The sequence below is a fragment of the Kosakonia sp. H02 genome, from assembly GCA_030704225.1.
Lineage (GTDB): Bacteria > Pseudomonadota > Gammaproteobacteria > Enterobacterales > Enterobacteriaceae > Kosakonia.
On sequence record CP131915.1, the window covers coordinates 2,657,977 to 2,679,846 of the forward strand.

At 55.2% G+C, this 21,870-nt stretch carries 18 protein-coding genes; 11 read left to right on the plus strand and 7 right to left on the minus strand.

Annotated features, from left to right (window positions below):
* Positions 1 to 23: 23 nt before the first annotated feature.
* From fhuA to hrpB, 3 genes are all read right to left on the minus strand, one after another.
* A complete protein-coding gene (fhuA, locus tag Q5705_12505) occupies positions 24 to 2,240 on the minus strand; it encodes a ferrichrome porin FhuA (GenBank protein ID WLI75421.1) in 2,217 nt (738 codons plus the stop codon).
* 253 nt (positions 2,241 to 2,493) lie between these two features.
* Positions 2,494 to 5,019, minus strand: coding sequence for a bifunctional glycosyl transferase/transpeptidase (gene mrcB, locus Q5705_12510; protein ID WLI75422.1), 2,526 nt, complete (start codon positions 5,017 to 5,019; stop codon positions 2,494 to 2,496).
* A gap of 117 nt (positions 5,020 to 5,136) precedes the next feature.
* Positions 5,137 to 7,566: an ATP-dependent helicase HrpB gene (gene hrpB, locus Q5705_12515; protein WLI75423.1), complete on the minus strand. Its 2,430-nt coding sequence runs from the start codon at positions 7,564 to 7,566 to the stop codon at positions 5,137 to 5,139.
* Between the two features lie 71 nt (positions 7,567 to 7,637).
* Here hrpB and thpR point away from each other — a divergent pair, with 71 nt between their 5' ends.
* The 9 genes from thpR (at position 7,638) to panD (ending at position 14,693) form a co-directional block, all read left to right on the plus strand.
* On the plus strand, positions 7,638 to 8,168 hold the full coding sequence (gene thpR / locus Q5705_12520; GenBank protein WLI75424.1) for an RNA 2',3'-cyclic phosphodiesterase: 531 nt from the start codon (positions 7,638 to 7,640) through the stop codon (positions 8,166 to 8,168).
* Between the two features lie 9 nt (positions 8,169 to 8,177).
* On the plus strand, positions 8,178 to 8,882 hold the full coding sequence (sfsA, locus tag Q5705_12525; GenBank protein WLI75425.1) for a DNA/RNA nuclease SfsA: 705 nt from the start codon (positions 8,178 to 8,180) through the stop codon (positions 8,880 to 8,882).
* Between the two features lie 173 nt (positions 8,883 to 9,055).
* On the plus strand, positions 9,056 to 9,511 hold the full coding sequence (gene dksA, locus Q5705_12530) for an RNA polymerase-binding protein DksA (protein ID WLI75426.1): 456 nt from the start codon (positions 9,056 to 9,058) through the stop codon (positions 9,509 to 9,511).
* Between the two features lie 91 nt (positions 9,512 to 9,602).
* The gene (gene gluQRS / locus Q5705_12535; GenBank protein ID WLI75427.1) at positions 9,603 to 10,499 is read left to right on the plus strand and encodes a tRNA glutamyl-Q(34) synthetase GluQRS; all 897 of its coding nucleotides are present in this window, start codon (positions 9,603 to 9,605) and stop codon (positions 10,497 to 10,499) included.
* A 56-nt stretch (positions 10,500 to 10,555) separates the two neighbouring features.
* Positions 10,556 to 11,953, plus strand: coding sequence for a polynucleotide adenylyltransferase PcnB (gene pcnB, locus Q5705_12540; GenBank protein ID WLI79023.1), 1,398 nt, complete (start codon positions 10,556 to 10,558; stop codon positions 11,951 to 11,953).
* A complete protein-coding gene (gene folK, locus Q5705_12545) occupies positions 11,950 to 12,429 on the plus strand; it encodes a 2-amino-4-hydroxy-6-hydroxymethyldihydropteridine diphosphokinase (protein ID WLI75428.1) in 480 nt (159 codons plus the stop codon). Before pcnB ends, folK begins: the two co-directional genes overlap by 4 nt.
* 106 nt (positions 12,430 to 12,535) lie before the next feature.
* Positions 12,536 to 13,327, plus strand: a complete 792-nt coding sequence (panB, locus tag Q5705_12550; GenBank protein WLI75429.1) for a 3-methyl-2-oxobutanoate hydroxymethyltransferase — start codon at positions 12,536 to 12,538, stop codon at positions 13,325 to 13,327.
* A gap of 11 nt (positions 13,328 to 13,338) precedes the next feature.
* Positions 13,339 to 14,208, plus strand: a complete 870-nt coding sequence (gene panC, locus Q5705_12555; GenBank protein ID WLI75430.1) for a pantoate--beta-alanine ligase — start codon at positions 13,339 to 13,341, stop codon at positions 14,206 to 14,208.
* Between the two features lie 104 nt (positions 14,209 to 14,312).
* A complete protein-coding gene (gene panD / locus Q5705_12560) occupies positions 14,313 to 14,693 on the plus strand; it encodes an aspartate 1-decarboxylase (protein WLI75431.1) in 381 nt (126 codons plus the stop codon).
* A gap of 4 nt (positions 14,694 to 14,697) precedes the next feature.
* Here the strand turns inward: panD and Q5705_12565 are convergent, their stop codons facing one another.
* The 3 genes from Q5705_12565 to Q5705_12575 all read right to left on the minus strand — a co-directional run bounded on the left by Q5705_12565 (position 14,698) and on the right by Q5705_12575 (position 17,860).
* Complete coding sequence (locus Q5705_12565) at positions 14,698 to 15,942, minus strand: polysaccharide deacetylase family protein (GenBank protein ID WLI75432.1); 1,245 nt, start codon at positions 15,940 to 15,942, stop codon at positions 14,698 to 14,700.
* Positions 15,943 to 16,166: 224 nt separating this feature from the next.
* On the minus strand, positions 16,167 to 16,937 hold the full coding sequence (locus Q5705_12570; protein WLI75433.1) for an ABC transporter permease: 771 nt from the start codon (positions 16,935 to 16,937) through the stop codon (positions 16,167 to 16,169).
* Positions 16,934 to 17,860, minus strand: a complete 927-nt coding sequence (locus Q5705_12575) for an ABC transporter ATP-binding protein (GenBank protein WLI75434.1) — start codon at positions 17,858 to 17,860, stop codon at positions 16,934 to 16,936. The genes Q5705_12570 and Q5705_12575 overlap by 4 nt, the downstream gene beginning before the upstream one ends.
* Positions 17,861 to 17,967: 107 nt before the next feature.
* Between Q5705_12575 and can the strand changes: the two genes are divergently transcribed.
* Positions 17,968 to 18,630, plus strand: a complete 663-nt coding sequence (gene can / locus Q5705_12580; protein WLI75435.1) for a carbonate dehydratase — start codon at positions 17,968 to 17,970, stop codon at positions 18,628 to 18,630.
* 27 nt (positions 18,631 to 18,657) lie between these two features.
* Here the strand turns inward: can and hpt are convergent, their stop codons facing one another.
* A complete protein-coding gene (gene hpt, locus Q5705_12585; protein WLI75436.1) occupies positions 18,658 to 19,194 on the minus strand; it encodes a hypoxanthine phosphoribosyltransferase in 537 nt (178 codons plus the stop codon).
* 206 nt (positions 19,195 to 19,400) lie between these two features.
* Here hpt and Q5705_12590 point away from each other — a divergent pair, with 206 nt between their 5' ends.
* Positions 19,401 to 21,791 (plus strand): glucose/quinate/shikimate family membrane-bound PQQ-dependent dehydrogenase, encoded by a 2,391-nt coding sequence (locus Q5705_12590; GenBank protein ID WLI75437.1) that lies wholly within the window; start codon positions 19,401 to 19,403, stop codon positions 21,789 to 21,791.
* The last annotated feature ends 79 nt before the right edge of the window (positions 21,792 to 21,870 follow it).

A 21,870-nucleotide genomic window follows, 5' to 3' on the forward strand; every position in this document is an offset into this window, starting at 1 on the left:
GGCGAACCGTGCCCGAAGAGAGATTAGAAGCGGAAGGTTGCGGTCGCCACCACCTGACGTTCTGCGCCCCAGAAGCAGCCGTACGTGTTAAAGCAGCTGGCGACGTATTCGCGATCAAGCAGGTTGTTGACGTTCAGCGCAATGCTGGAGCCAGCCATACCAAGACGCGCCAGGTCATACTTAACCACAGCATCCATTACCGTCGCGCTTGCCACTTTGAAGGAGTTCGCCGGATCGCCATAGCTTGAGCCAATGAAACGACCACCAGTGCCTAATGTCAGGCCAGAGAGCGGACCGTTATTAAAGGTGTAATCCCCCCACAGCGAGCCCATATTACGTGGAACCTGCTCAACGTGGTTGCCTTTAAGGTTGGTGTCTTTGGTGTATTCAGCATCAATATAGGTATACGACGCCGTCAGGTTGATGTTTGCATTAACAGCCGCTTTCGCTTCCAGTTCAACACCACGAGAACGCACTTCCCCTGACGGAACTTGCAAGTTGGCGTTGTTCGGATCGGTGGTAAGCGTATTGGTCTTCGTCAACTGATAAACCGCAGCGCTAAGAACGATTGGCTTATCTTTCGGTACGTAGCGAACACCCGCTTCATACTGTTCACCTTTAGACGGTGCGAAAGCCATACGCGGTGTACTGTAGAGATCGAATGCGTTTGGTTCGAAAGACTGGCTATAACTGACGTATGGCGCAATACCATTATCGAACACATAGTTCACACCACCACGCCAGGTAAATTTATGGTCATCACGCTCAATGGAACCACCGTCGTCTCGCACAGTCGTTTGCTGATTTGACCAGTCATAACGACCGCCCAGTGTGAAGACCCATTTATCCCATTCGGCCTGGTTTTGCGCGTAAATACCGGTCTGTTTCGTTTCGTTCAGTTGATACGGTGCCGCGCTGTCAAAATCAAAATCATCCAGCGGCTGTGGGTTGTAAAGATCAACCACCGGAGCGGTACCAAAAGTAGCGTTGATATCGTTGCGCATGCGCATGTAATCGATACCGGTCAGCAGGGTGTGTTCAACGTCGCCCGTTGCAAATTTGCTCTGCAATTGGGTATCGACACTGAAGTTCTGCAAACGCTCATTATCAACAACCGTTCCGCGGCCTAAATAGTGGCTACGATCGCCTACGGGAAGTGCCTGGCAAGGGGCATTAAAAGTATTCGCTGAGCAGATACCGGTACCGTAAACACTTTGCTGTGCGGTTTTCATCTCCGCGAAGCGCAGATTCTGACGCACGGTAAAGGTGTCATCGAAACCATGCTCAACGCTATAGCCGACCATTTTCTGGTTGCGGGAATAAGAATTGTTCTTTGCACCTTCATTGAAATCTGTACCGATACGGGAACCGTTCGGTAAAGGCTGAACAGTGCCTTCCTTAGGCAACCAGCCGTAATAGCCTGTTTGCGGTTCATTTTGGAAGTAAGACAGAAATGTGAAATTGGTTTTATCGTCAGGGCGCCAGGTGAAAGAAGGCGCGATGGCATAACGTTTTTGCTTCGCATTAACCTGCTGCTGGTCGTTAGAGCGTGCAACTCCCGTCAAGCGGTAAGAGAACTCACCGTCGTCATCCAGCGCATCGCTGAAATCAAAACCGGTTTGGTACAAATTGTCTGTACCCATTTTGAACTGAACTTCATGCAGCGGCACAGTGGTCGGACGCTTGCTGACCATAGAGATAATACCGCCAGGATTACTCTTTCCGTACAGCACCGACGTCGGACCGCGCATCAACTCAACGCGCTCCAGCATATAAGGATCAATAACTGCGTCGTTGTAGAAGTTGCCCTGTAATTTCAGCCCGTCCAGGTAGTTGTTTTGGCTCAAGCCGACGGAAGTGAAGCCACGGATACTGACAAAGTCATAAGTGTTTGATGCACCACGGTTGCTGACAACCACGCCCGGTGTATAGCCCAACGCTTCTTTTACAGACGCTGGCTGACGAATTTGCATCTCTTCGCTGGTCACCACAGAGATAGACTGCGGGGTCTTTTCAATTGGGGTATCGGTTTTGGTAGCCGTTGCGGAATGTTTTGCCGCAATAGTAGCCGCCGGGCCCCACGCACTCTCTTGCGGAGCCGCGCTGGTAACAGTGATGGTTTCTTCGTTTTGGGTGGTTGCAGCCTGTGCGTGAACAGACATGCTGCTAATCGCTGTGGCTACTACGACTGCAATTTTACGCAGCGAAATGACTGGCTGGGCAGTTTTTGGACGCGCCATGGGTTTATCTCTGAATCAATGAGTGAACAATAACGTAAACGAGAATTATTATTATGACCGCAGAATAATATGCGAAGCGCCGTATGCATAGCAAGCGCATTGCCTTCTGGCGCGGCTAAGGGACGAAGAAATAACCAGCCTAAAAGAAGGGCGTTAATCAGGTATTAAGGGGGATTTAATACGGCGTTATTTGAATGTATCGGGAAGGCCAACATAAAAAACCCCCGGCTTTGCGGACCGGGGGTTTTTGCTATCAGTTACTGCCGAACATATCCTTTATCCAACCGGCCACGCCATCGCTTTTCTGCTCCTGCTGCGGTGGCTGTTGCTGAGGTTGCTGCTGTTGCGGCGGCGCTGATTGATCAAACGGGTTGCCGGTTTGCGGCTGCATCATCTGGTTTTGCTGACACAGCGCGTCCGGGTTGGTGGTCCACACCGGCAGCTGGCGCATACCGCCCCCGCCACAGATGAAGTTACCCATATCGTCAACGCCCATCGTGGCAATGTCTTCCGGCGGCGTCAGATCGAGTGGGATCGGCGACTGGTTTTGCAGATAGCGCTGGTAAATCGCCATCGCACCGCTGGCTCCGTACAGCTTGGTTGGCTGGTTATTATCGCGGCCTACCCAGGTAATGGTCACTTCACGCCCGTCAATCCCGGCGAACCAGGTATCAACGTTATTGTTGGTGGTCCCGGTTTTACCCGCCAGATGCAGACCCGGATATTTCGCACCAAGCTGGCGGCCAGTACCGCGCTGGATAACCTGCTGCATCGTCCACAGCGTCATATACGCCGCCTGCGCCGGTACGGCACGCTCAGCCTGCGGGAAGCTCTGATAAAGCACCGAACCGTCTTCAGCAATCACCGAACGCAGCGCGGAAAGCGGCGCGCGGTTACCGCCGCTGGCAATGGTCTGGAACGCCTGCGCCACTTCAATCGGCGTCAGGTTCAGCGCGCCGAGCAGCATAGACGGCATACCGGTGAGCTGGTTTTTCGGCGCACCCAGTTTCTGCCAGGTATCCGTAACCGCCGGTAAACCGACCGCCATACCGAGGTTAACGGTCGGCACGTTCATGGAGCGCGTCAGCGCATCCACCAGCATCACCTGGCCGCTGAAACGGTGGTCATCGTTCTGCGGTGACCACATCTGGCCGTTGGGTTGACGCAGCGAAATTGGCGCATCAGCAATCCAGGTATTCAGACGATAGGTGTTAGGCTGGCTCAACGCCGTCAGGTAGGTTGCCGGTTTCGCCAGCGAACCAATCGAACGACGCGCCTGCATCGCGCGGTTATAACCCGCGAACTGCGGCGTTGCGCCGCCGACCATCGCCCGCACTTCGCCGGTGTAGCGGTCAACAACGACCATCGCCGTTTCCAGATCCGTCAGTTTGCGCTGTTTGATCAGCGCCGGAATACCTTCCACAGCGGCTTTTTCAGCGGCGTCCTGCGCCACAGAATCAAAGGTGGTGAAGATCTTCACGCCGGAGAGATCTTTGACTTTATCGCCGAGCTTGGCCTGCAACTCCTGGCGCACCATCTGCATAAACGCCGGCTGTGGTGAAATCACTCCACCGCGCGGCTGCACACCCAGCGGGCGGGCGCTCAGCATGTCATACAGTTCCTGATCGATAACGCTCTGCTGTTGCAGCAAACGCAGCACCAGGTTGCGGCGCTCAAGAGCCAGTTTCGGGTTACGCCACGGGTTGTAAATCGACGCCCCTTTGACCATCCCCACCAGCAAAGCCTGCTGATCCAGGCTCAGCTCTTCAACCGGGCGACCAAAATAGTAGAGGCTCGCCAGCGGGAAACCACGAATTTCGTTATCACCGCTCTGACCGAGGTAAACCTCGTTCATATACAGCTCAAGAATGCGATCCTTGCTGTAGCGGGCATCGACAATCAGCGCCATATAGGCTTCGTTGGCTTTACGCCAGTAAGAGCGCTCGCTGCTGAGGAACAGGTTTTTTACCAATTGCTGCGTCAGCGTACTTGCGCCCTGCACCGTGCGTCCTGCGGTCAGGTTCGCCAGCACCGCGCGGCCAATGGAGTAGAAACTGATGCCGTCATGCTCATAGAAATGGCGGTCTTCGGTCGCCAGCAGCGTATCGACCAGAAGATCCGGAAAGCCATTACGCGCCACAAACAGGCGCTGCTCGCCGTTGGGCGAAGAGAGCATGGTGATCAGGCGCGGATCGAGACGGAAGAAACCGAACTGGCGGTTACTGTCCATATTCTCGATGGTTTCCAGCCGATCGCCATCAAAGGTCAGACGCGCGCGCACCTGCCCCTCTTTGCTGTCCGGGAAATCAAACGGACGGCGGATCATCTCAATGCTTTGCGCCTGCACGGTAAATTCGCCAGGACGCGTCATCTTCGTCACCTGGCGGTACTGTGTGGCTTCCAGCAGTTTCACCATCTCGTTTTTGCCGATAGCCATATCCGGTTCGAGGTTGACCATACGGCCATACACTGCGGCAGGCAGTTGCCAGACTTTACCGTCGATACGGGCGCGGATTTTTTGATCCAGATAGACGCCATAAATGGCGATCAGCACCGCGAAAACGATGAAAATTTTCAACAGCAGCCAGAACCAGCCGCGTTTACCGCGTGGCGTCTTGCCTTTGCCTCTGCCCTTTTTCGGCACGCTTCTTCCCTCTTCATCGTCATCTTCGTAATCGTCATACTCCTCTTCCCGGAGTCGACGACGACTGATTTTCTCTTTTGCCGGACGCGCTGGTCTACCTTTGCGTCCAATTGGCTCGCGGTCATTCCCCGCCATGCTTTACTCTCCGCAACGTTCAGGCGCAAGGGCCTGATTCTCAGTTCTTCTGCTTACTTGCAGAAGAAGAAATCTCTCAATTTATAGCATTGATGAATGACGCTACATGCGTCAGCGCTATGAATACTTTTTAGTACGCCGCGTAGGCGCGGTATTTGCCGGGTCGTCCGGCCAGACGTGTTTTGGATAACGCCCTTTCATCTCTTTTTGCACTTCGCGATAGGTTCCGGCCCAAAAGGCGCTTAAATCCCGCGTGATTTGTAATGGCCGCAGCGCAGGTGAAAGCAGTTCCAGCACCAGCGCCACGCGGCCTTGCGCGATGGTCGGCGTTGAGGCTTCGCCGAACATCTCCTGCATCCGCACCGCCAGCGCAGGCGGGTTATCTTCATGATAGCGAATGGCTATCCGGCTGCCGGTCGGCACAGTGTAATGCCCAGGCAGCTCACTATCCAGCCGTTGACGTAATGACCACGGCATCATGTTTTGTAACGCCTGCGTAACATCAAGCGCCTTTAAATCGCGCAGTGAGCGGATGCCGCCCATTTGCGGCAGCAGCCACTGCTCAAGATTTTCCAGCAGCGACGCATCATCCACCGCAGGCCAGCCGTGCTCCGGCAACCATTTCGCTGCACAGTGTAGCCGTAAACGAAACTGTTCAGCCTCTGGCGTCCAGTTCAGCACGTGCAGGCCTTTATCGCGAATGCCATTCAGCATCGCCTGATGCAGCTCCTCTTCCGACGGTTTCGCCAGCGGCTGCGTGTTAAGGATCAGTTGCCCTATCTGGCGGCGGCGAAACGCTTTCAGCGTACCTTGCGCGTCGTCCCATTCCACACTGTCCGACTGCTGAATCAACTGCGGGCAGCGGGCTGCCAGCGCGTCAATATCAACGGGCAGCGCCAGTAAAATGCGCGCATCCGGCGACTGGCTGCCCTGCAATAATAGCGGCGTTATCAGCCATTCGTGGCGGTTGAGGGCATCATCGGCATCCAGCGTCGCGCCCATCCCGTTCGCCAGTTGATAACGCCCCTGCTGGCCGCGCCGACGCGCAATGCGATCGGCAAAGGCGCGGGCCAGAAGTGGTGCCAGCATCGCGCTGTCCGCCTCACCGCCGCTGCTTTTCAACCGCCGGGCAAGCAGGCGCGCACGCTGCTGCCAGTTCGCCTGGTTGCGGGAAAAAGCCGCACTTAAATCGCTGTTTGCGCCGCGCGGTGGCTCTTCAAGAATGGCGGCAAGCTTCGCGGCGCTGGCAATTTCGTCATCATTTTGCGCACTCGCCAGCATCGCCGCGAGGCGCGGATCGTTACCGAGTGCGGCCATTTTCATGCCGAACGGCGTTAATCTCTCTTCTTCCAGCGCTCCTAGCTGGACCAGCAATTTACGCGCCGCCGCCAGATTCGCCGCCGGAGGGAGATCCAGCCAGCGCAACTGTGCGGGGTCGTGGCAGCCCCACTGCAATAATTCCATCAACAGGCCGGATAAATCGCTGTTCAGTATTTCCGGGCTGCTTTGCGCCGCCGCACGTTCCGCCTGCTCTTTGCCAATCAAATGTAAGCAAATCCCCGGCTCCAGACGACCGGCACGCCCGGCGCGCTGGGTCATCGACGCCACGCTGATGCGCTGCGTGACCAGCCGCGTTAACCCGCTGCGGGCATCAAAACGGGCGACGCGCTCCTGTGCGCTATCTACCACCAGGCGAATGCCTTCAATGGTCAGGCTGGTTTCGGCAATATTGGTCGCCAGCACCACTTTTCGCTGCCCGGCGGGGGCGGGCAAAATCGCCTTGCGCTGCTCGCTTAACGGCAATGCGCCATACAGCGGGCACAGCAGAACATCGCTGCCAATACGCGAAGCAAGCTGCTCCTGCACACGCTGGATCTCGCCGACGCCCGGCAAAAAGAGTAATAGCGAACCGGATTCATGGCACAGTAGCTCGGCGGTGGCCTGCGCGACGGCTTCATCAAAACGTTGGTGAGCAGGCAAAGATTGATAGCGTTGTTCAACCGCAAAGGCGCGGCCTGCGGAAGCAATTGTGGGGGCATCCGGCAACAACGCCTGCAAACGGTCGTTATCAAGCGTTGCAGACATCACCAGTAATTTCAGGTCATCGCGCAGACCTTGCTGAACATCAAGCAGCAGCGCCAGCGCGAGATCCGCCTGCACGCTGCGTTCGTGAAATTCATCAAGAATAACCAGCCCGACGCCGCTCAGCTCAGGATCGTTTTGAATAAGGCGAGTGAGGATCCCTTCGGTCACCACTTCAAGGCGCGTATTCGGCCCAACGCAGGTTTCTGCGCGCATGCGGTAACCAACCGTTTCGCCAGGCTGTTCATTGAGCAGTTCCGCCAGCCGCTGCGCCACGTTTCGCGCCGCCAGACGACGCGGTTCAAGCAGTAAAATACGCCCATTGATGTTGCCGTGTTGCAACAGTTGCAGCGGCAGCCAGGTCGATTTCCCGGCACCGGTCGGGGCGCTTAACAGCACCTGCGGCGCACTTTGCAGCGCAGAAAGAATGTCGGACAGAACAGCGGCAACGGGCAGTGAGGACACAACAGCTCCAGGGGTTAACAGAAGACGGCCAGCAGTATACCATCCCCGTAAACCATTAACCCGAGCACGCCATGTCTGAACCCAAAAGGCTCTTTTTTGCCATCGAACTGCCCGCCGATATCCAGACGCAGGTCGTTAACTGGCGCGCGCAGCATTTTCCACCCGAGGCCGGACGCCCAATTGCCGCCGCGAATTTGCATCTGACACTGGCGTTTCTTGGCGATATCAGTGCCGAAAAACAGCGGGCGCTGGAGACCCTTGCCGGGCGGATCCGCCAGCCGGGTTTCACGCTCAATCTGGATGATGCCGGGCAGTGGCTGCGCTCGCGCGTGCTGTGGCTTGGTTCCCGCCAGCCGCCGCGCGGATTGCTGCAACTGGCCGATATGCTGCGCGCGCAGGCGTCCCGCAGCGGTTGTTACCAAAGCCCAAAACCGTTTCACCCGCATATTACGTTGCTGCGTGATGCCAGCCACGCGGTGGCCATTCCGCCGCCGGGTTTTTGCTGGTCTTTCCCGGTCAGCGAATTTGTATTATATGAATCGCAATTTATCCGAGGGCGCACCCGCTATACGCCGCTGAATCGCTGGACATTAAAAATATAAGGAAGCCGAATGCAGTTCGTCCCGCCGCTTAAATCTGCCACGCTTATTTTGCGTTATAAGCGCTTTCTCGCGGATGTCATTACACCTGAAGGGGAAACGCTGACATTACATTGCCCAAATACCGGCGCAATGACCGGTTGCGCGACGCCAGGCGATACGGTCTGGTATTCCACTTCGAATAATCTGAAGCGCAAATATGCCCACACCTGGGAATTGACTGAAACTCAGCAGGGGGCATTTATCTGCGTTAATACTCAGCGGGCAAATATGTTGACAAAAGAGGCTATTCTCGCTGACCGTCTGCCTGAGCTAACGGGCTATAGCTCACTGAAAAGCGAAGTAAAATATGGTGCGGAGCGTAGCAGAATTGATTTTCTGTTGCAGGCGGACGACAGGCGCAACTGCTATATTGAAGTCAAATCGGTCACGCTCGCCGAGCAGCAGTCAGGCTATTTCCCGGATGCGGTCACACTGCGTGGGCAAAAGCATCTGCGGGAATTAATGAGCGTAGCGGCCAATGGCGACCGTGCAGTGATTCTTTTTGCCGTACTGCACTCCGCCGTTGAACATTTCTCACCCGCACGCCATATTGACGGGGAATACGCACGATTATTGAGTGAAGCACATCGCCGGGGGGTAGAAGTTATCGCTTATAAAGCGGAACTTTCTGCCGATAATATTACTCTTAGCTTGCCGCTACCGTTTTCGCTCTAAAGGCAAGCAATTGACGAATAAGTGATTTGGTCGCGTGCGCAAATACGCTTTTCTTCACAGGGTTGTCAAGTGTTACGTTTGGATATTTGCCATCCGTAAAAGCATCTGCTATTTATAGCGGCCTGATTTTTCCCCCACACGGGGATCGATAGTGCGTGTTAAGGAGAAGCAACATGCAAGAAGGGCAAAACCGTAAAACATCGTCCCTGAGTATTCTCGCCATCGCTGGGGTGGAGCCGTATCAAGAGAAGCCGGGCGAAGAGTATATGAACGAAGCCCAGCTGGCACACTTCAAGCGAATCCTTGAAGCATGGCGTAATCAACTTAGGGATGAAGTCGATCGCACCGTTACGCATATGCAGGACGAAGCAGCTAACTTCCCGGATCCGGTTGACCGTGCCGCTCAGGAAGAAGAGTTCAGCCTCGAACTGCGTAACCGTGATCGCGAGCGCAAGCTGATTAAAAAGATCGAGAAAACGCTGAAAAAAGTAGAAGACGAAGATTTCGGCTTCTGCGAATCCTGTGGCGTTGAAATCGGTATCCGTCGTCTGGAAGCGCGTCCGACTGCCGATCTGTGCATCGACTGCAAAACCCTGGCGGAAATCCGCGAAAAACAGATGGCGGGTTAATCCACCGACATCTTTGATGACGCTCCGCTAAAGCGTGGCGTCTCTTATACGGCGGGAGTGATTCCCGCCCTATATTTTCTTGCCTGTCGATATGCCTGACTCACACTATATCGGGCGCTTTGCGCCGTCCCCATCCGGTGAACTGCATTTTGGTTCGTTAATTGCCGCTCTCGGCAGCTATCTGCAAGCCCGTGCGCATCACGGTGTCTGGCGGGTACGCATCGAAGATATCGATCCCCCTCGCGAAGTCCCCGGCGCGGCCAACATTATTTTACGCCAGCTTGAACAGTATGGTTTGCACTGGGACGGTGACGTGCTGTGGCAATCTCAACGCCATGACGCTTACCGCGAGGTGCTGGAACGCCTTCATCGTGAAGGGCTAAGTTATTTTTGCACCTGTACGCGGGCGCGTATCCAGAGCGTTGGCGGCACGTACGACGGCCATTGCCGCACGCTGAATAATGGCGCGGAAAATGCCGCGGTGCGCCTGCTGCAACGCCATCCGGTGCTGGAATTTACTGACAGCCTACGCGGTCGGATCGTGGCCGATGAGAGACTGGCACGCGAAGATTTTATTATTCACCGCCGTGATGGACTATTTGCTTACAATTTGGCGGTGGTCGTCGATGACCACTTTCAGGGTGTGACGGAGATCGTACGCGGCGCAGATTTAATTGAGCCAACGGTACGGCAAATTTCGCTCTATCAGCAGCTTGGCTGGCCGGTGCCAGGGTATATTCATCTGCCGCTCGCCCTTAATGAACAGGGCAATAAGCTCTCTAAGCAGAACCATGCGCCCGCCTTACCCGGCGGCGATCCGCGCCCTATGATAATCAGGGCTTTACAATTTTTGAACCAGGATGTAACAAAAGAGTGGCAGGATCTGCCCATCGATACGTTGCTGGAAAAGGCAGTGGCAAACTGGTCGATTTCCCGTGTTCCTGTAACACAGGATGCGAATACGGCATTCTCAAATGCCTTTCGCTGAGCTATGATTAGCCGCTATTTTTTTGTCCTGACGTCTTGACACTACCGAGGTGTACTATTTTTACCCGAGTCGCTAATTTTTGCCGCAAGGTGCTAAGCCGCGAAGAGAGCATGGCCGTTGAGGCTTTGGCCCAACCGCAGATGACGGTTATTCCGCGTGAACAGCACGCTATTTCCCGCAAAGATATCAGTGAAAATGCGCTCAAAGTGCTCTATCGGCTGAATAAAGCGGGCTATGACGCTTACCTGGTAGGCGGCGGTGTGCGCGATTTATTGCTGGGCAAAAAACCAAAAGATTTTGACGTGACCACCAGCGCGACGCCGGATCAGGTACGTAAACTGTTTCGCAACTGCCGTCTGGTTGGCCGCCGTTTCCGCCTGGCGCATGTCATGTTTGGGCCGGAAATCATCGAAGTGGCCACTTTCCGTGGTCATCACGACGATCAACAAACCGATCGCACTATCTCCCAACGCGGGCAGAACGGCATGTTGCTGCGTGACAACATCTTCGGTTCGATCGAAGAAGATGCCCAGCGTCGCGATTTCACCATCAACAGCCTCTATTACAGCGTGTCCGATTTTACCGTTCGTGATTACGTCGGCGGCATGCGCGACCTCGAAGAAGGCATTATTCGTCTGATCGGCAACCCGGAAACCCGCTACCGCGAAGATCCGGTGCGCATGTTGCGCGCGGTGCGTTTCGCCGCCAAGCTCGGTATGCGCATCAGCGAAGAGACCGCCGAACCTATTCCGCGTCTGGCGACCTTAATTAACGATGTGCCTCCGGCGCGTCTGTTTGAGGAATCGCTCAAGCTAATGCAAGCGGGCTACGGTTACGACACTTACCAGCTCCTGCGTGAATATGGCCTCTTTCAACCTCTTTTCCCGACCATCACCCGCTATTTCACCGAACAAGGTGATAGCCCGATGGAGCGCATCATTGCGCAGGTGCTGAAAAACACCGATAACCGCATTCATAATGATATGCGCGTAAACCCGGCATTTCTGTTTGCCGCCATGTTCTGGTATCCGCTGCTGGAAAACGCGCAGCGTATTACCCAGGAAGGCGGGCTGGCCTATTACGATGCATTTGCGCTGGCAATGAATGACGTACTCGACGAAGCGTGCCGCTCGCTGGCCATTCCGAAACGTATTACGACGCTTATTCGCGATATCTGGCAGTTGCAACTGCGGATGTCGCGCCGTCAGGGCAAACGTGCGTGGAAACTGATGGAGCATCCGAAATTCCGTGCCTCTTATGATTTGCTGGCGCTGCGTGCCGAAGCGGAAAATAACAGCGAACTGCAACGCCTGACAAAATGGTGGGGCGAGTTCCAGGTTTCCGCACCGCCGACCCAAAAACATATGCTTGATGATTTAGGCGAAGAACCGGCAGAGCGCCGTCGCCACCGCCGCCCGCGTAAACGCGCCCCGCGCCGTGAGGGCAGTGCGTGACCGTCGCGTATATCGCGCTGGGCAGCAATCTCTCTTCGCCGCTCGACCAGGTTAACGCCGCGATTGCCGCTATCGGGGAGATCCCGCAAAGCCGTATCGTGGCGGTTTCCTCGCTCTATCGCACGCCCCCGCTCGGTCCGCCTGATCAGCCCGATTACCTCAACGCCGCCGTTGCGCTGGAGACCTCTCTTTCGCCAGAAATGCTGCTTGAGAATACCCAACGCATTGAGCTGCAACAGGGACGCGTGCGCAAAGCAGAGCGCTGGGGGCCGCGCACACTCGATCTCGACATTATGTTATTCGGCAATGAGACGCTGAACACAGAGCGGCTCACCCTTCCCCATTACGACATGAAAAACCGTGGGTTTATGCTGTGGCCGCTGTTTGAAATCGCGCCGGATCTGCACTTCCCGGATGGCGAATCGTTACAGGCCACTCTTGCGCGTCTGAACGCGCCGAAACCCGCTGCCTGGTAATCGCCCTTTCTTTGTGACCCGCGCCAATGGGTTGCCTAAAATCATTGCCCGTCTGAATGTTGCTGATAGAATGCGCCAGAATCGCTTTCGACTATCAGGAAACGCTATGAAACCCACCACCCTTTCGTGGCTGCTTAAATGCAAGCAAGAGAAAAAACGCTTCGCCACTATCACCGCATACGACTACAGCTTCGCGAAACTGTTTGCCGAAGAAGGAATTAACGTGATGCTGGTGGGTGACTCGTTAGGGATGACGGTACAAGGTCATGACTCTACCCTGCCGGTGACGGTTGCCGATATCGCCTATCACACGCAGGCCGTGCGCCGTGGTGCGCCCGCGTGTTTGCTGCTTGCCGACTTGCCATTTATGGCTTACGCCACGCCTGAGCAGGCGTTTGAACATTCCGCCGTGGTGATGCGTGCCGGTGCCAATATGGTGAAAATAGAAGGTGGCCGCTGGCTGGCCCCGACGGTGAAAATGCTCACCGAACGCGCCGTACCGGTGTGTGGTCATCTCGGTTTAACCCCGCAATCCGTGAACATTTTCGGCGGTTACAAAGTCCAGGGGCGCGGCGACGCCGCACAGGGACTGTATGAAGATGCACTGGCGCTGGAAGCCGCGGGCGCGCAGTTGCTGGTGCTGGAGTGCGTGCCGGTTGAACTGGCGCAGCGTATTACCGACGCGTTGACCATTCCGGTTATCGGTATTGGCGCGGGCAATGTCACCGACGGCCAGATCCTCGTAATGCATGACGCGTTTGGCATTACCGGCGGACATATTCCAAAATTTGCCAAGAATTTCCTCAATGAAGCAGGCGACATGCGCGCGGCCGTCAGGCAGTATGTGGCTGAAGTCGAGTCCGGGGTTTATCCGGGCGAAGAACACAGTTTCCATTAAGGAGCTAAGTTGTGTTGATTATTGAAACCCTCCCGCTGCTGCGTCAGCATATCCGCCGACTACGCCAGGAAGGAAAACGCATTGCGCTGGTCCCGACGATGGGCAACCTGCACCATGGTCATATGAAACTGGTCGATGAAGCCAAAGCCCGCGCCGATGCGGTGGTGGTGAGCATTTTCGTCAACCCGATGCAGTTTGACCGACCAGACGATCTGGTGCGCTACCCGCGCACGTTGCAGGAAGATTGCGAGAAACTGAACAAACGCAAAGTTGATTTCGTCTTTGCGCCTGCACCGGCGGATATCTACCCGCAGGGCACCGACAGCCAGACTTACGTTGACGTGCCGGGCATTTCTACGATGCTGGAAGGCGCAAGCCGCCCCGGCCATTTCCGCGGCGTGTCGACCATCGTCAGCAAGCTGTTTAACCTGGTTCAGCCGGATATCGCCTGCTTCGGCGAGAAGGATTACCAGCAGCTACAGCTGATCCGCAAAATGGTCGCCGATATGGGCTACGATATTGAGATTGTCGGCGTGCCGACCGTGCGGGCAAAAGATGGCCTGGCGCTCAGTTCCCGCAACGGTTATCTCAGTGCCGAACAGCGCAAAATTGCCCCGGCATTAAGCAAAGTGATGAACGCCACCGCAGAAAAATTGCAGGTGGGCGAGCGTAATGTGGAAGAGCTGGTGGCGATTGCAGAGCAGGAGATCAACGACGCTGGCTTACGCGCCGATGATATCCAAATCCGCGACGCGGATACTTTGCAAGCGCTGTCAGAGAGCAGCGAGCGGGCGGTGATTTTGATGGCGGCATGGCTCGGCCAGGCGCGGCTTATCGACAATAAAGTGGTTGAATTCGCCCCTCAGACAGGACAGAAATAATCTGGCACTACGCCATGCCGGTTTGAGCGTGGCGAAAACAGACGGGGAATACGCAGGGAGCCGCCCCGTTTTCGGCTTAATTATCAGTAACAAAGGTTTAACTTATGATTCGCACTATGCTGCAAGGCAAGCTCCACCGCGTCAAAGTGACTCAGGCCGACCTGCATTACGAAGGCTCCTGCGCCATTGACCAGGATTTCCTTGAGGCGGCCGGTATTCTGGAATACGAAGCCATTGATATTTATAACGTGACCAACGGTAAACGCTTTTCGACCTATGCGATTGCCGGTGAGCGCGGCTCCCGCATTATTTCCGTTAACGGCGCGGCTGCGCACTGCGCGGACGTGGGCGATATCCTGATTATCGCCAGTTACGTCACCATGCCGGACGAGGTTGCCCGTAGCTGGCAGCCGAAAGTGGCCTATTTTGATGGCGACAACGAGATGAAACGCACCGCGAAAGCCGTGCCGGTTCAGGTTGCCTGATGTCCTACCCCTGCGGCTGGTTGCTTACCAGCCGCGACAGGGTTTCCAGCGAATCCGTCCTTAATACATACAGCCGCTTCAGTAAAAACGGGTTATCTCCCGGTTTCACCTTCCCGCGCACCGTGGTCACCGCCATATGAAAACCGGCATCATTCGCCGCTTTCACCGCTTTATCGTCATAGCCACCAAACGGGTACGACAGGTAGAGCACATGCGGGTTGAACTGCGCCAGCGCGCGGCGCGAACGCTTAAAATCAAACAAAATGTTGTGATAGTTACGGCTCAGCAAAATCGGGTGCATTGACGCATCCACCCGGTGCAGAAAATGGGTATGCGACTGCACATCAAACACGTCCCGAATGCGGTTAAGTTCCGCGACGCTCATAAACTGTAATGACTTCGGATCCCACTTTTGCGGCTTGCGTTTGATGCGCGACGAAATAATAAACGCCGTCGCTTTGAAGCCATATTGATGCAGGATCGGATACGCGTAGCGGCTTACGGATTTCAGCCCGTCGTCAAAGGTAATCACCACCGAACGCGCAGGTAAATTGATGCGGTTACGCACATACCCTTCCAGTTGATACATCGACAGCGTGGCGTAACCCTGGTCGCGCAGCCAGGTCATTTGATTGGTAAAGGCGCGTACCGAAGTGGTGGTGGAGGTGTGGCGAAAACGCGTGTTCTCTTCATCGCGCAAGATGTGATGGTACGTGAGCACCGGCAGGCCGTTATCTTCCTGCGCATCAAGGCTGCTGACCCACGCCAGCCGGTTGCCAATGCGGATCTGAAACCAGGTCTGGTTCAGCCGGTCTTTTAGTTTATCGATAATCGGGTAACGCAGGTTTTCCGCCAGCGTACCGAACTGCGGGCTGGTTTTATCCGGCGCGTTGTAGAGCGGCGTGTCCTGCCAGGTGACCAGATTCTGGTTACTGAGCGGTTTATTCAAATCGCCCAGGCTATCTTCCACGCGTTTGTCGCCCGACACCGCCCCCAGATGCCCTTTGTCGATAAACCCGCTGCCAAAGCCGAAGCGAAAGGCGTAATAATCCTCCGCACCCGGCACCACGGCGAGGATTTGCCCGGCGCGGATATTGCCCACGGTGATAACTCTGTCACCCACCTGCGCCCAGATAGCGGCATCTTCGGTAGTTTGCATATAACGGGCGGGAATACGCTGTTCACTGACAATACTGGCAGAGGCGCTGTACGCGACGAGCAGCAACAGAAGGGTAATCAAACGAGACATGAGACGAACCGGGTTGAGAAACTGCCCTAATTGTAACAAAAGCCTGAGGGATTCAATGGCTCGGTTTAGGTTAAAAAACGGATTAACTCTGCGAATGACTGCTAAACCCTTTGCCGGATGGCGGCTACCGCCTTATCCGGCCTACAGATCGGGCATGGGTGCTGGGTTTGTAGGCCGGATAAGCGCAGCGCCATCCGGCGAACAAATGGCCAGCAAAACGTAAATTAACTGCGCAGCCCGCGACCGCGGTTAATCAAATACCAGCACAGCAGATAGAAAGCGAGGATAAACACCACCAGCACGCCGACCGTGGTAAACAGCGGCACATCAGTGATGCCGAGGAAACCAAAGCGGAAGCCGCTGATCATATACACAATCGGGTTCAGGTGCGACAGCGCCTGCCAGAACGGCGGCAGCAGCGTCAGCGAATAGAACACGCCGCCCAGATAAGTCAGCGGAGTCAGCACAAACGTCGGGATCAGGCTGATGTCATCAAACGTTTTGGCAAATACCGCATTCAGCAGACCCGCCAGCGAAAACAGTACCGCAGTCAGCAGCAGCGTCAGCCCGACAAATAACCATGAATGCACCTGGAATGGCACGAAAAACAGCGAAACCGCCGTCACCAGAATGCCCACGCACAGCCCGCGCGCGACACCGCCACCGACGTAGCCAACGATAATGACATGCGTGGGCACCGGCGCGACCAACAGTTCTTCAATGTTGCGCTGGAACTTGGCGCTGAAGAACGACGACGCCACGTTGGCGTAGGCATTGGTGATCACCGCCATCATGATCAAGCCCGGCACGATAAACTGCATGTAGGTAAAGCCGTGCATTTCACCGATACGCGAACCAATCAGGTTGCCGAAAATAATAAAGTAGAGCGTCATGGTGATGACCGGTGGCACCAGGGTTTGCACCCAGATGCGCATAAAACGTTGGATCTCTTTGTACCAGATACTCTTCAGCGCCACCCAAAACAGCTGCATCATGCGCTTTCTCCTTTCCTGTCATGCACCAGCGTAACGAACAGCTCCTCAAGGCGGTTGGCTTTATTACGCATACTCAATACCTGAATCCCCTGCGCGCTTAACTGGCTGAACACGCTGTTCACCCCTTGTTCGCGCAGCACTTCCACTTCCAGCGTGGAGGTGTCCACCAGCCGGTATTGATAACCTTCCAGCTTCGGCAGCGGGCTTTTCGGCGCTAAATCGAGGATAAAGGTTTCCGATTTCAGCTTAGAAAGCAGCGATTTCATCGAGGTGTTTTCAATCAGATCGCCGCGCTGGATGATGCCGATATTGCGACACAGCATCTCCGCCTCTTCCAGATAGTGGGTGGTGAGAATAATGGTGGTGCCTTTGTCGTTCAGATCCTTCAAAAAGCCCCACATGGAGCGGCGCAGCTCAATATCGACGCCCGCCGTCGGCTCATCAAGGATCAGCAGTTTCGGCTCGTGCATCAGGGCACGGGCAATCATCAAACGACGTTTCATACCGCCGGAGAGCATCCGTGCACGTTCGTTGCGTTTTCCCCATAAATCGAGCTGGTTGAGGTATTTTTCGCTACGTACCATCGCTTCTTTACGATCGACACCGTAATAGCCCGCCTGGTTGACCACGATCTGTTGCACGGTTTCAAACGGGTTAAAGTTGAACTCTTGCGGCACCAGACCCAGCTGACGTTTCGCATTCACCACGTCTTTTTCCAGGTCGTAGCCAAAGACACTGACGCGCCCGGAACTTTTATTTACCAACGAACTGATGATGCCGATGGTGGTGGATTTCCCCGCGCCGTTTGGCCCAAGAAGGGCATAAAAATCGCCGGCTTCTACTTTTAAATCAATACCGCGCAGCGCCTGAACGCCGCCCGGATAGGTTTTTTTAAGCTGCTCAAGCTCCAGTGCAATGGTCATGAATTATCTCTTACCTGTTTTCTTACACTCGATGTGTGGTTTAAAAAGCGTGAGAGTTGACCTATATTAGCGCCACGCACTAATTTGGTTACAGGTCGTTAACCTCCATGAAAGACATAGATACACTCATCAGCAACAACGCACTATGGTCAAAAATGCTGGTAGAGGAAGACCCAGGATTTTTCGAAACGCTGGCGCAGGCTCAAAAACCGCGCTTTCTCTGGATTGGATGCTCCGACTCCCGCGTTCCTGCTGAGCGCCTTACCGGCCTCGAACCCGGTGAACTGTTTGTTCACCGCAATGTTGCCAACCTGGTTATCCATACCGATCTGAACTGCCTCTCGGTGGTGCAGTATGCCGTTGATGTGCTTGAAGTTGAACACATCATTATTTGCGGTCACTACGGTTGCGGCGGCGTTCAGGCTGCGGTTGAGAACCCGGAGCTGGGTCTTATCGACAACTGGCTGCTGCATATTCGCGATATCTGGTTTAAACATAGCTCGCTGCTCGGCGAAATGCCGCCAGAACGTCGTCTCGATACCCTTTGCGAATTGAACGTGATGGAGCAGGTCTACAACCTGGGCCATTCAACAATCATGCAATCAGCGTGGAAACGCGGCCAGAAAGTGACAATTCACGGCTGGGCCTACGGTATCCACGATGGTTTGCTGCGCAACCTGGATGTGACCGCCACTAACCGCGAAACGCTGGAACAGCGCTATCGCCAGGGCGTCTCAAACCTGAGCCAGAAGCACGTTAACCACAAATAACAATCGGGGCCATCGGCCCCGATTTTCTTATTCGTCCAGCATCACCACTTTGCCGACATAGGGCAGATGGCGATAGCGCTGCGCGTAATCAATGCCGTAACCCACCACAAACTCATCGGGAATGGAAAAGCCAACGTATTCGACGGTGACATCCACTTCACGGCGGGACGGTTTATCCAGCAAGGTGCAAATCGCCAGCGATTTTGGCTCGCGCAGGCGAAGGATCTCACGCACTTTCGACAGGGTATTGCCGGAGTCGATAATGTCTTCAACGATCAGCACGTCTTTGCCACGGATATCTTCATCCAGATCTTTGAGGATTTTCACATCGCGGGTAGAGGACATGCCGCTGCCGTAGCTGGAGGCGGTCATAAAATCGACTTCGTGAGACACCTGCACTTCGCGGCACAGGTCGGCCATAAACATAAACGACCCGCGCAACAGCCCCACCAGCACCATTTCGCTGCCGCTATCTTTATAACGCTCAGTGATTTGACGACCCAACTCGGCAACGCGCGCTTTGATCTCCGCTTCTGGGATCATCACTTCAACTTTGTGTTTCATCTTAACTAACCATATGGTTTTAAAGGTAAATCATTCAATACCGCATGTTGAAAACGGTGATTGAAACGCAAGGCGTGCAGTATACCAGCAAAACCTTTTCGGGTGGGCACTGAACAATAAAGCTCTATTTGTGATGACGATCACAGTTGTTAACACCTATACTTAGTTGCTATCAAAAATTTAACAAACTGGTGAGTCTCTTTTTTATGGCAGAAACTAAAACGCAACGGTCGCGGCTTCTTGTCACGCTGACGACGATCTTTGCAGCCTTCTGCGGGCTGTATCTTTTAATCGGTGGAGTCTGGCTGGTCTCAATTGGCGGCTCCTGGTACTACCCCATCGCCGGCCTGGTGATGCTGGGTGTCACCTGGCTACTCTGGAAAGGTAAGCGTTCGGCGCTGTGGCTCTATGCCGCGCTGCTGCTCGCCACCATGATCTGGGGCGTTTGGGAAGTCGGCTTCGACTTCTGGGCACTGACGCCACGTAGCGATATCCTCGTCTTCTTCGGTATCTGGCTGATCCTGCCGTTTGTCTGGCGGCGGCTGATTGTTCCGTCCAGCGGCGCAGTGGCGGCACTGGTTGTTGCTCTGCTGATTAGCGGCGGCATTCTGACCTGGGCCGGCTTTAACGATCCGCAAGAAATCAACGGTACCCTGAGCACCGATGCCACCGCAGCCGCGCCGATCTCGCAGGTCGCCGACAGTGACTGGCCTGCGTACGGTCGTAACCAGGAAGGCCAGCGTTACTCGCCGCTGAAGCAGATTAACGCCGATAACGTGAAGAACCTGAAGGAAGCCTGGGTATTCCGCACCGGCGATCTGAAGCTACCGAACGATCCGGGTGAAATCACCAACGAAGTGACGCCAATTAAAGTCGGCGACACCTTGTTCCTGTGTACGGCGCACCAGCGTCTGTTCGCCCTGGATGCGGCGACCGGTAAAGAGAAGTGGCATTTCGATCCGCAACTCAATGCCGACCCGACCTTCCAGCACGTGACCTGCCGTGGTGTTTCTTACCATGAAGCGACCGCAGAGAACGCCAGCCCGGACGTGGTAGCAAACTGCCCGCGCCGCATTATTCTGCCGGTGAACGACGGTCGCCTGTTTGCGGTGAACGCCGATAACGGCCAGTTGTGTGAATCCTTCGCCAACAAAGGCATTCTGAACCTGCAAACCAACATGCCGGTGACCACGCCGGGGATGTATGAGCCGACGTCGCCGCCGATTGTCACCGATAAAGTGATTATCATTGCGGGCGCAGTAACGGATAACTTCTCCACGCGCGAGCCGTCTGGTGTGATTCGTGGTTTTGATATCAACACGGGTGAACTGCTGTGGGCCTTCGATCCGGGCGCGAAAGATCCGAACGCGATCCCATCGGATGAGCACCACTTCACCATTAACTCGCCAAACTCCTGGGCACCGGCTGCCTATGATGCGAAGCTGGATATCGTCTATCTGCCGATGGGCGTGACCACGCCGGATATCTGGGGCGGTCACCGTACGCCGGAGCAGGAGCGTTACGCCAGCTCTATTCTTGCGCTGAATGCCACCACCGGTAAGCTGGTGTGGAATTATCAAACCGTGCACCACGATCTGTGGGACATGGATATGCCGTCGCAGCCAACGCTGGCGGATATCAACGTTAATGGTAAAACCGTACCGGTGATTTATGCCCCGGCGAAAACCGGTAACATCTTCGTGCTGGATCGCCGTAACGGTGAGCTGGTCGTGCCTGCGCCGGAAAAACCGGTACCGCAGGGTGCCGCGAAAGGCGATTACGTCACCAAAACGCAGCCGTTCTCTGATTTGAGCTTCCGTCCGAAGAAAGATCTGAGCGGTGCGGATATGTGGGGCGCAACCATGTTTGACCAACTGGTGTGCCGCGTGATGTTCCATCAGTTGCGTTATGAAGGCATTTTCACGCCGCCGTCAGAGCAAGGCACGCTGGTGTTCCCGGGTAACCTCGGCATGTTCGAATGGGGCGGTATCTCCGTTGATCCGAACCGCCAGGTGGCGATTGCTAACCCGATGGCGCTGCCGTTTGTTTCCAAACTGATCCCACGTGGTCCAGGCAACCCGATGGAGCCGCCGAAAGATGCGAAAGGCACCGGTTCGGAATCCGGTATTCAGCCGCAGTACGGCGTGCCGTATGGCGTGACGCTAAACCCATTCCTCTCTCCGTTTGGCCTGCCGTGTAAACAGCCTGCGTGGGGTTACATTTCCGGACTGGATCTGAAAACCAACCAGGTCGCGTGGAAAAAACGTATTGGTACGCCGCAGGATAGCCTGCCGTTCCCGATGCCGTTTAAAGTGCCGTTTACGCTGGGTATGCCAATGCTGGGTGGCCCGATTTCCACTGCCGGAAACGTGCTGTTTATCGCCGGCACAGCGGATAACTACCTGCGCGCATACAACATGACCAACGGTGAAAAACTGTGGGAAGGTCGTCTGCCCGCAGGCGGTCAGGCAACACCGATGACCTATGAGGTGAATGGCAAGCAGTACGTGGTCATTTCCGCAGGCGGTCACGGTTCGTTCGGTACGAAGATGGGCGATTACATTGTCGCCTTTGCCCTGCCGGATGAGGCGAAGTAAACACGACTCGTAGGCCGGATAAGGCATTAGCCGCCATCCGGCAATAACGCCTGATGGCGCTTCGCTTATCAGGCCTACA

Coding starts and splice junctions, on each gene's coding strand:
- fhuA (WLI75421.1), bottom strand. CDS start 2,240: ATGGCGCGTCCAAAAACTGCCCAGCCAGTCATTTCGCTGCGTAAAATT.
- mrcB (WLI75422.1), bottom strand. CDS start 5,019: ATGGCGGGGAATGACCGCGAGCCAATTGGACGCAAAGGTAGACCAGCG.
- thpR (WLI75424.1), top strand. CDS start 7,638: ATGTCTGAACCCAAAAGGCTCTTTTTTGCCATCGAACTGCCCGCCGAT.
- sfsA (WLI75425.1), top strand. CDS start 8,178: ATGCAGTTCGTCCCGCCGCTTAAATCTGCCACGCTTATTTTGCGTTAT.
- dksA (WLI75426.1), top strand. CDS start 9,056: ATGCAAGAAGGGCAAAACCGTAAAACATCGTCCCTGAGTATTCTCGCC.
- gluQRS (WLI75427.1), top strand. CDS start 9,603: ATGCCTGACTCACACTATATCGGGCGCTTTGCGCCGTCCCCATCCGGT.
- panB (WLI75429.1), top strand. CDS start 12,536: ATGAAACCCACCACCCTTTCGTGGCTGCTTAAATGCAAGCAAGAGAAA.
- panD (WLI75431.1), top strand. CDS start 14,313: ATGATTCGCACTATGCTGCAAGGCAAGCTCCACCGCGTCAAAGTGACT.
- Q5705_12565 (WLI75432.1), bottom strand. CDS start 15,942: ATGTCTCGTTTGATTACCCTTCTGTTGCTGCTCGTCGCGTACAGCGCC.
- Q5705_12570 (WLI75433.1), bottom strand. CDS start 16,937: ATGATGCAGCTGTTTTGGGTGGCGCTGAAGAGTATCTGGTACAAAGAG.
- Q5705_12575 (WLI75434.1), bottom strand. CDS start 17,860: ATGACCATTGCACTGGAGCTTGAGCAGCTTAAAAAAACCTATCCGGGC.
- can (WLI75435.1), top strand. CDS start 17,968: ATGAAAGACATAGATACACTCATCAGCAACAACGCACTATGGTCAAAA.
- hpt (WLI75436.1), bottom strand. CDS start 19,194: ATGAAACACAAAGTTGAAGTGATGATCCCAGAAGCGGAGATCAAAGCG.
- Q5705_12590 (WLI75437.1), top strand. CDS start 19,401: ATGGCAGAAACTAAAACGCAACGGTCGCGGCTTCTTGTCACGCTGACG.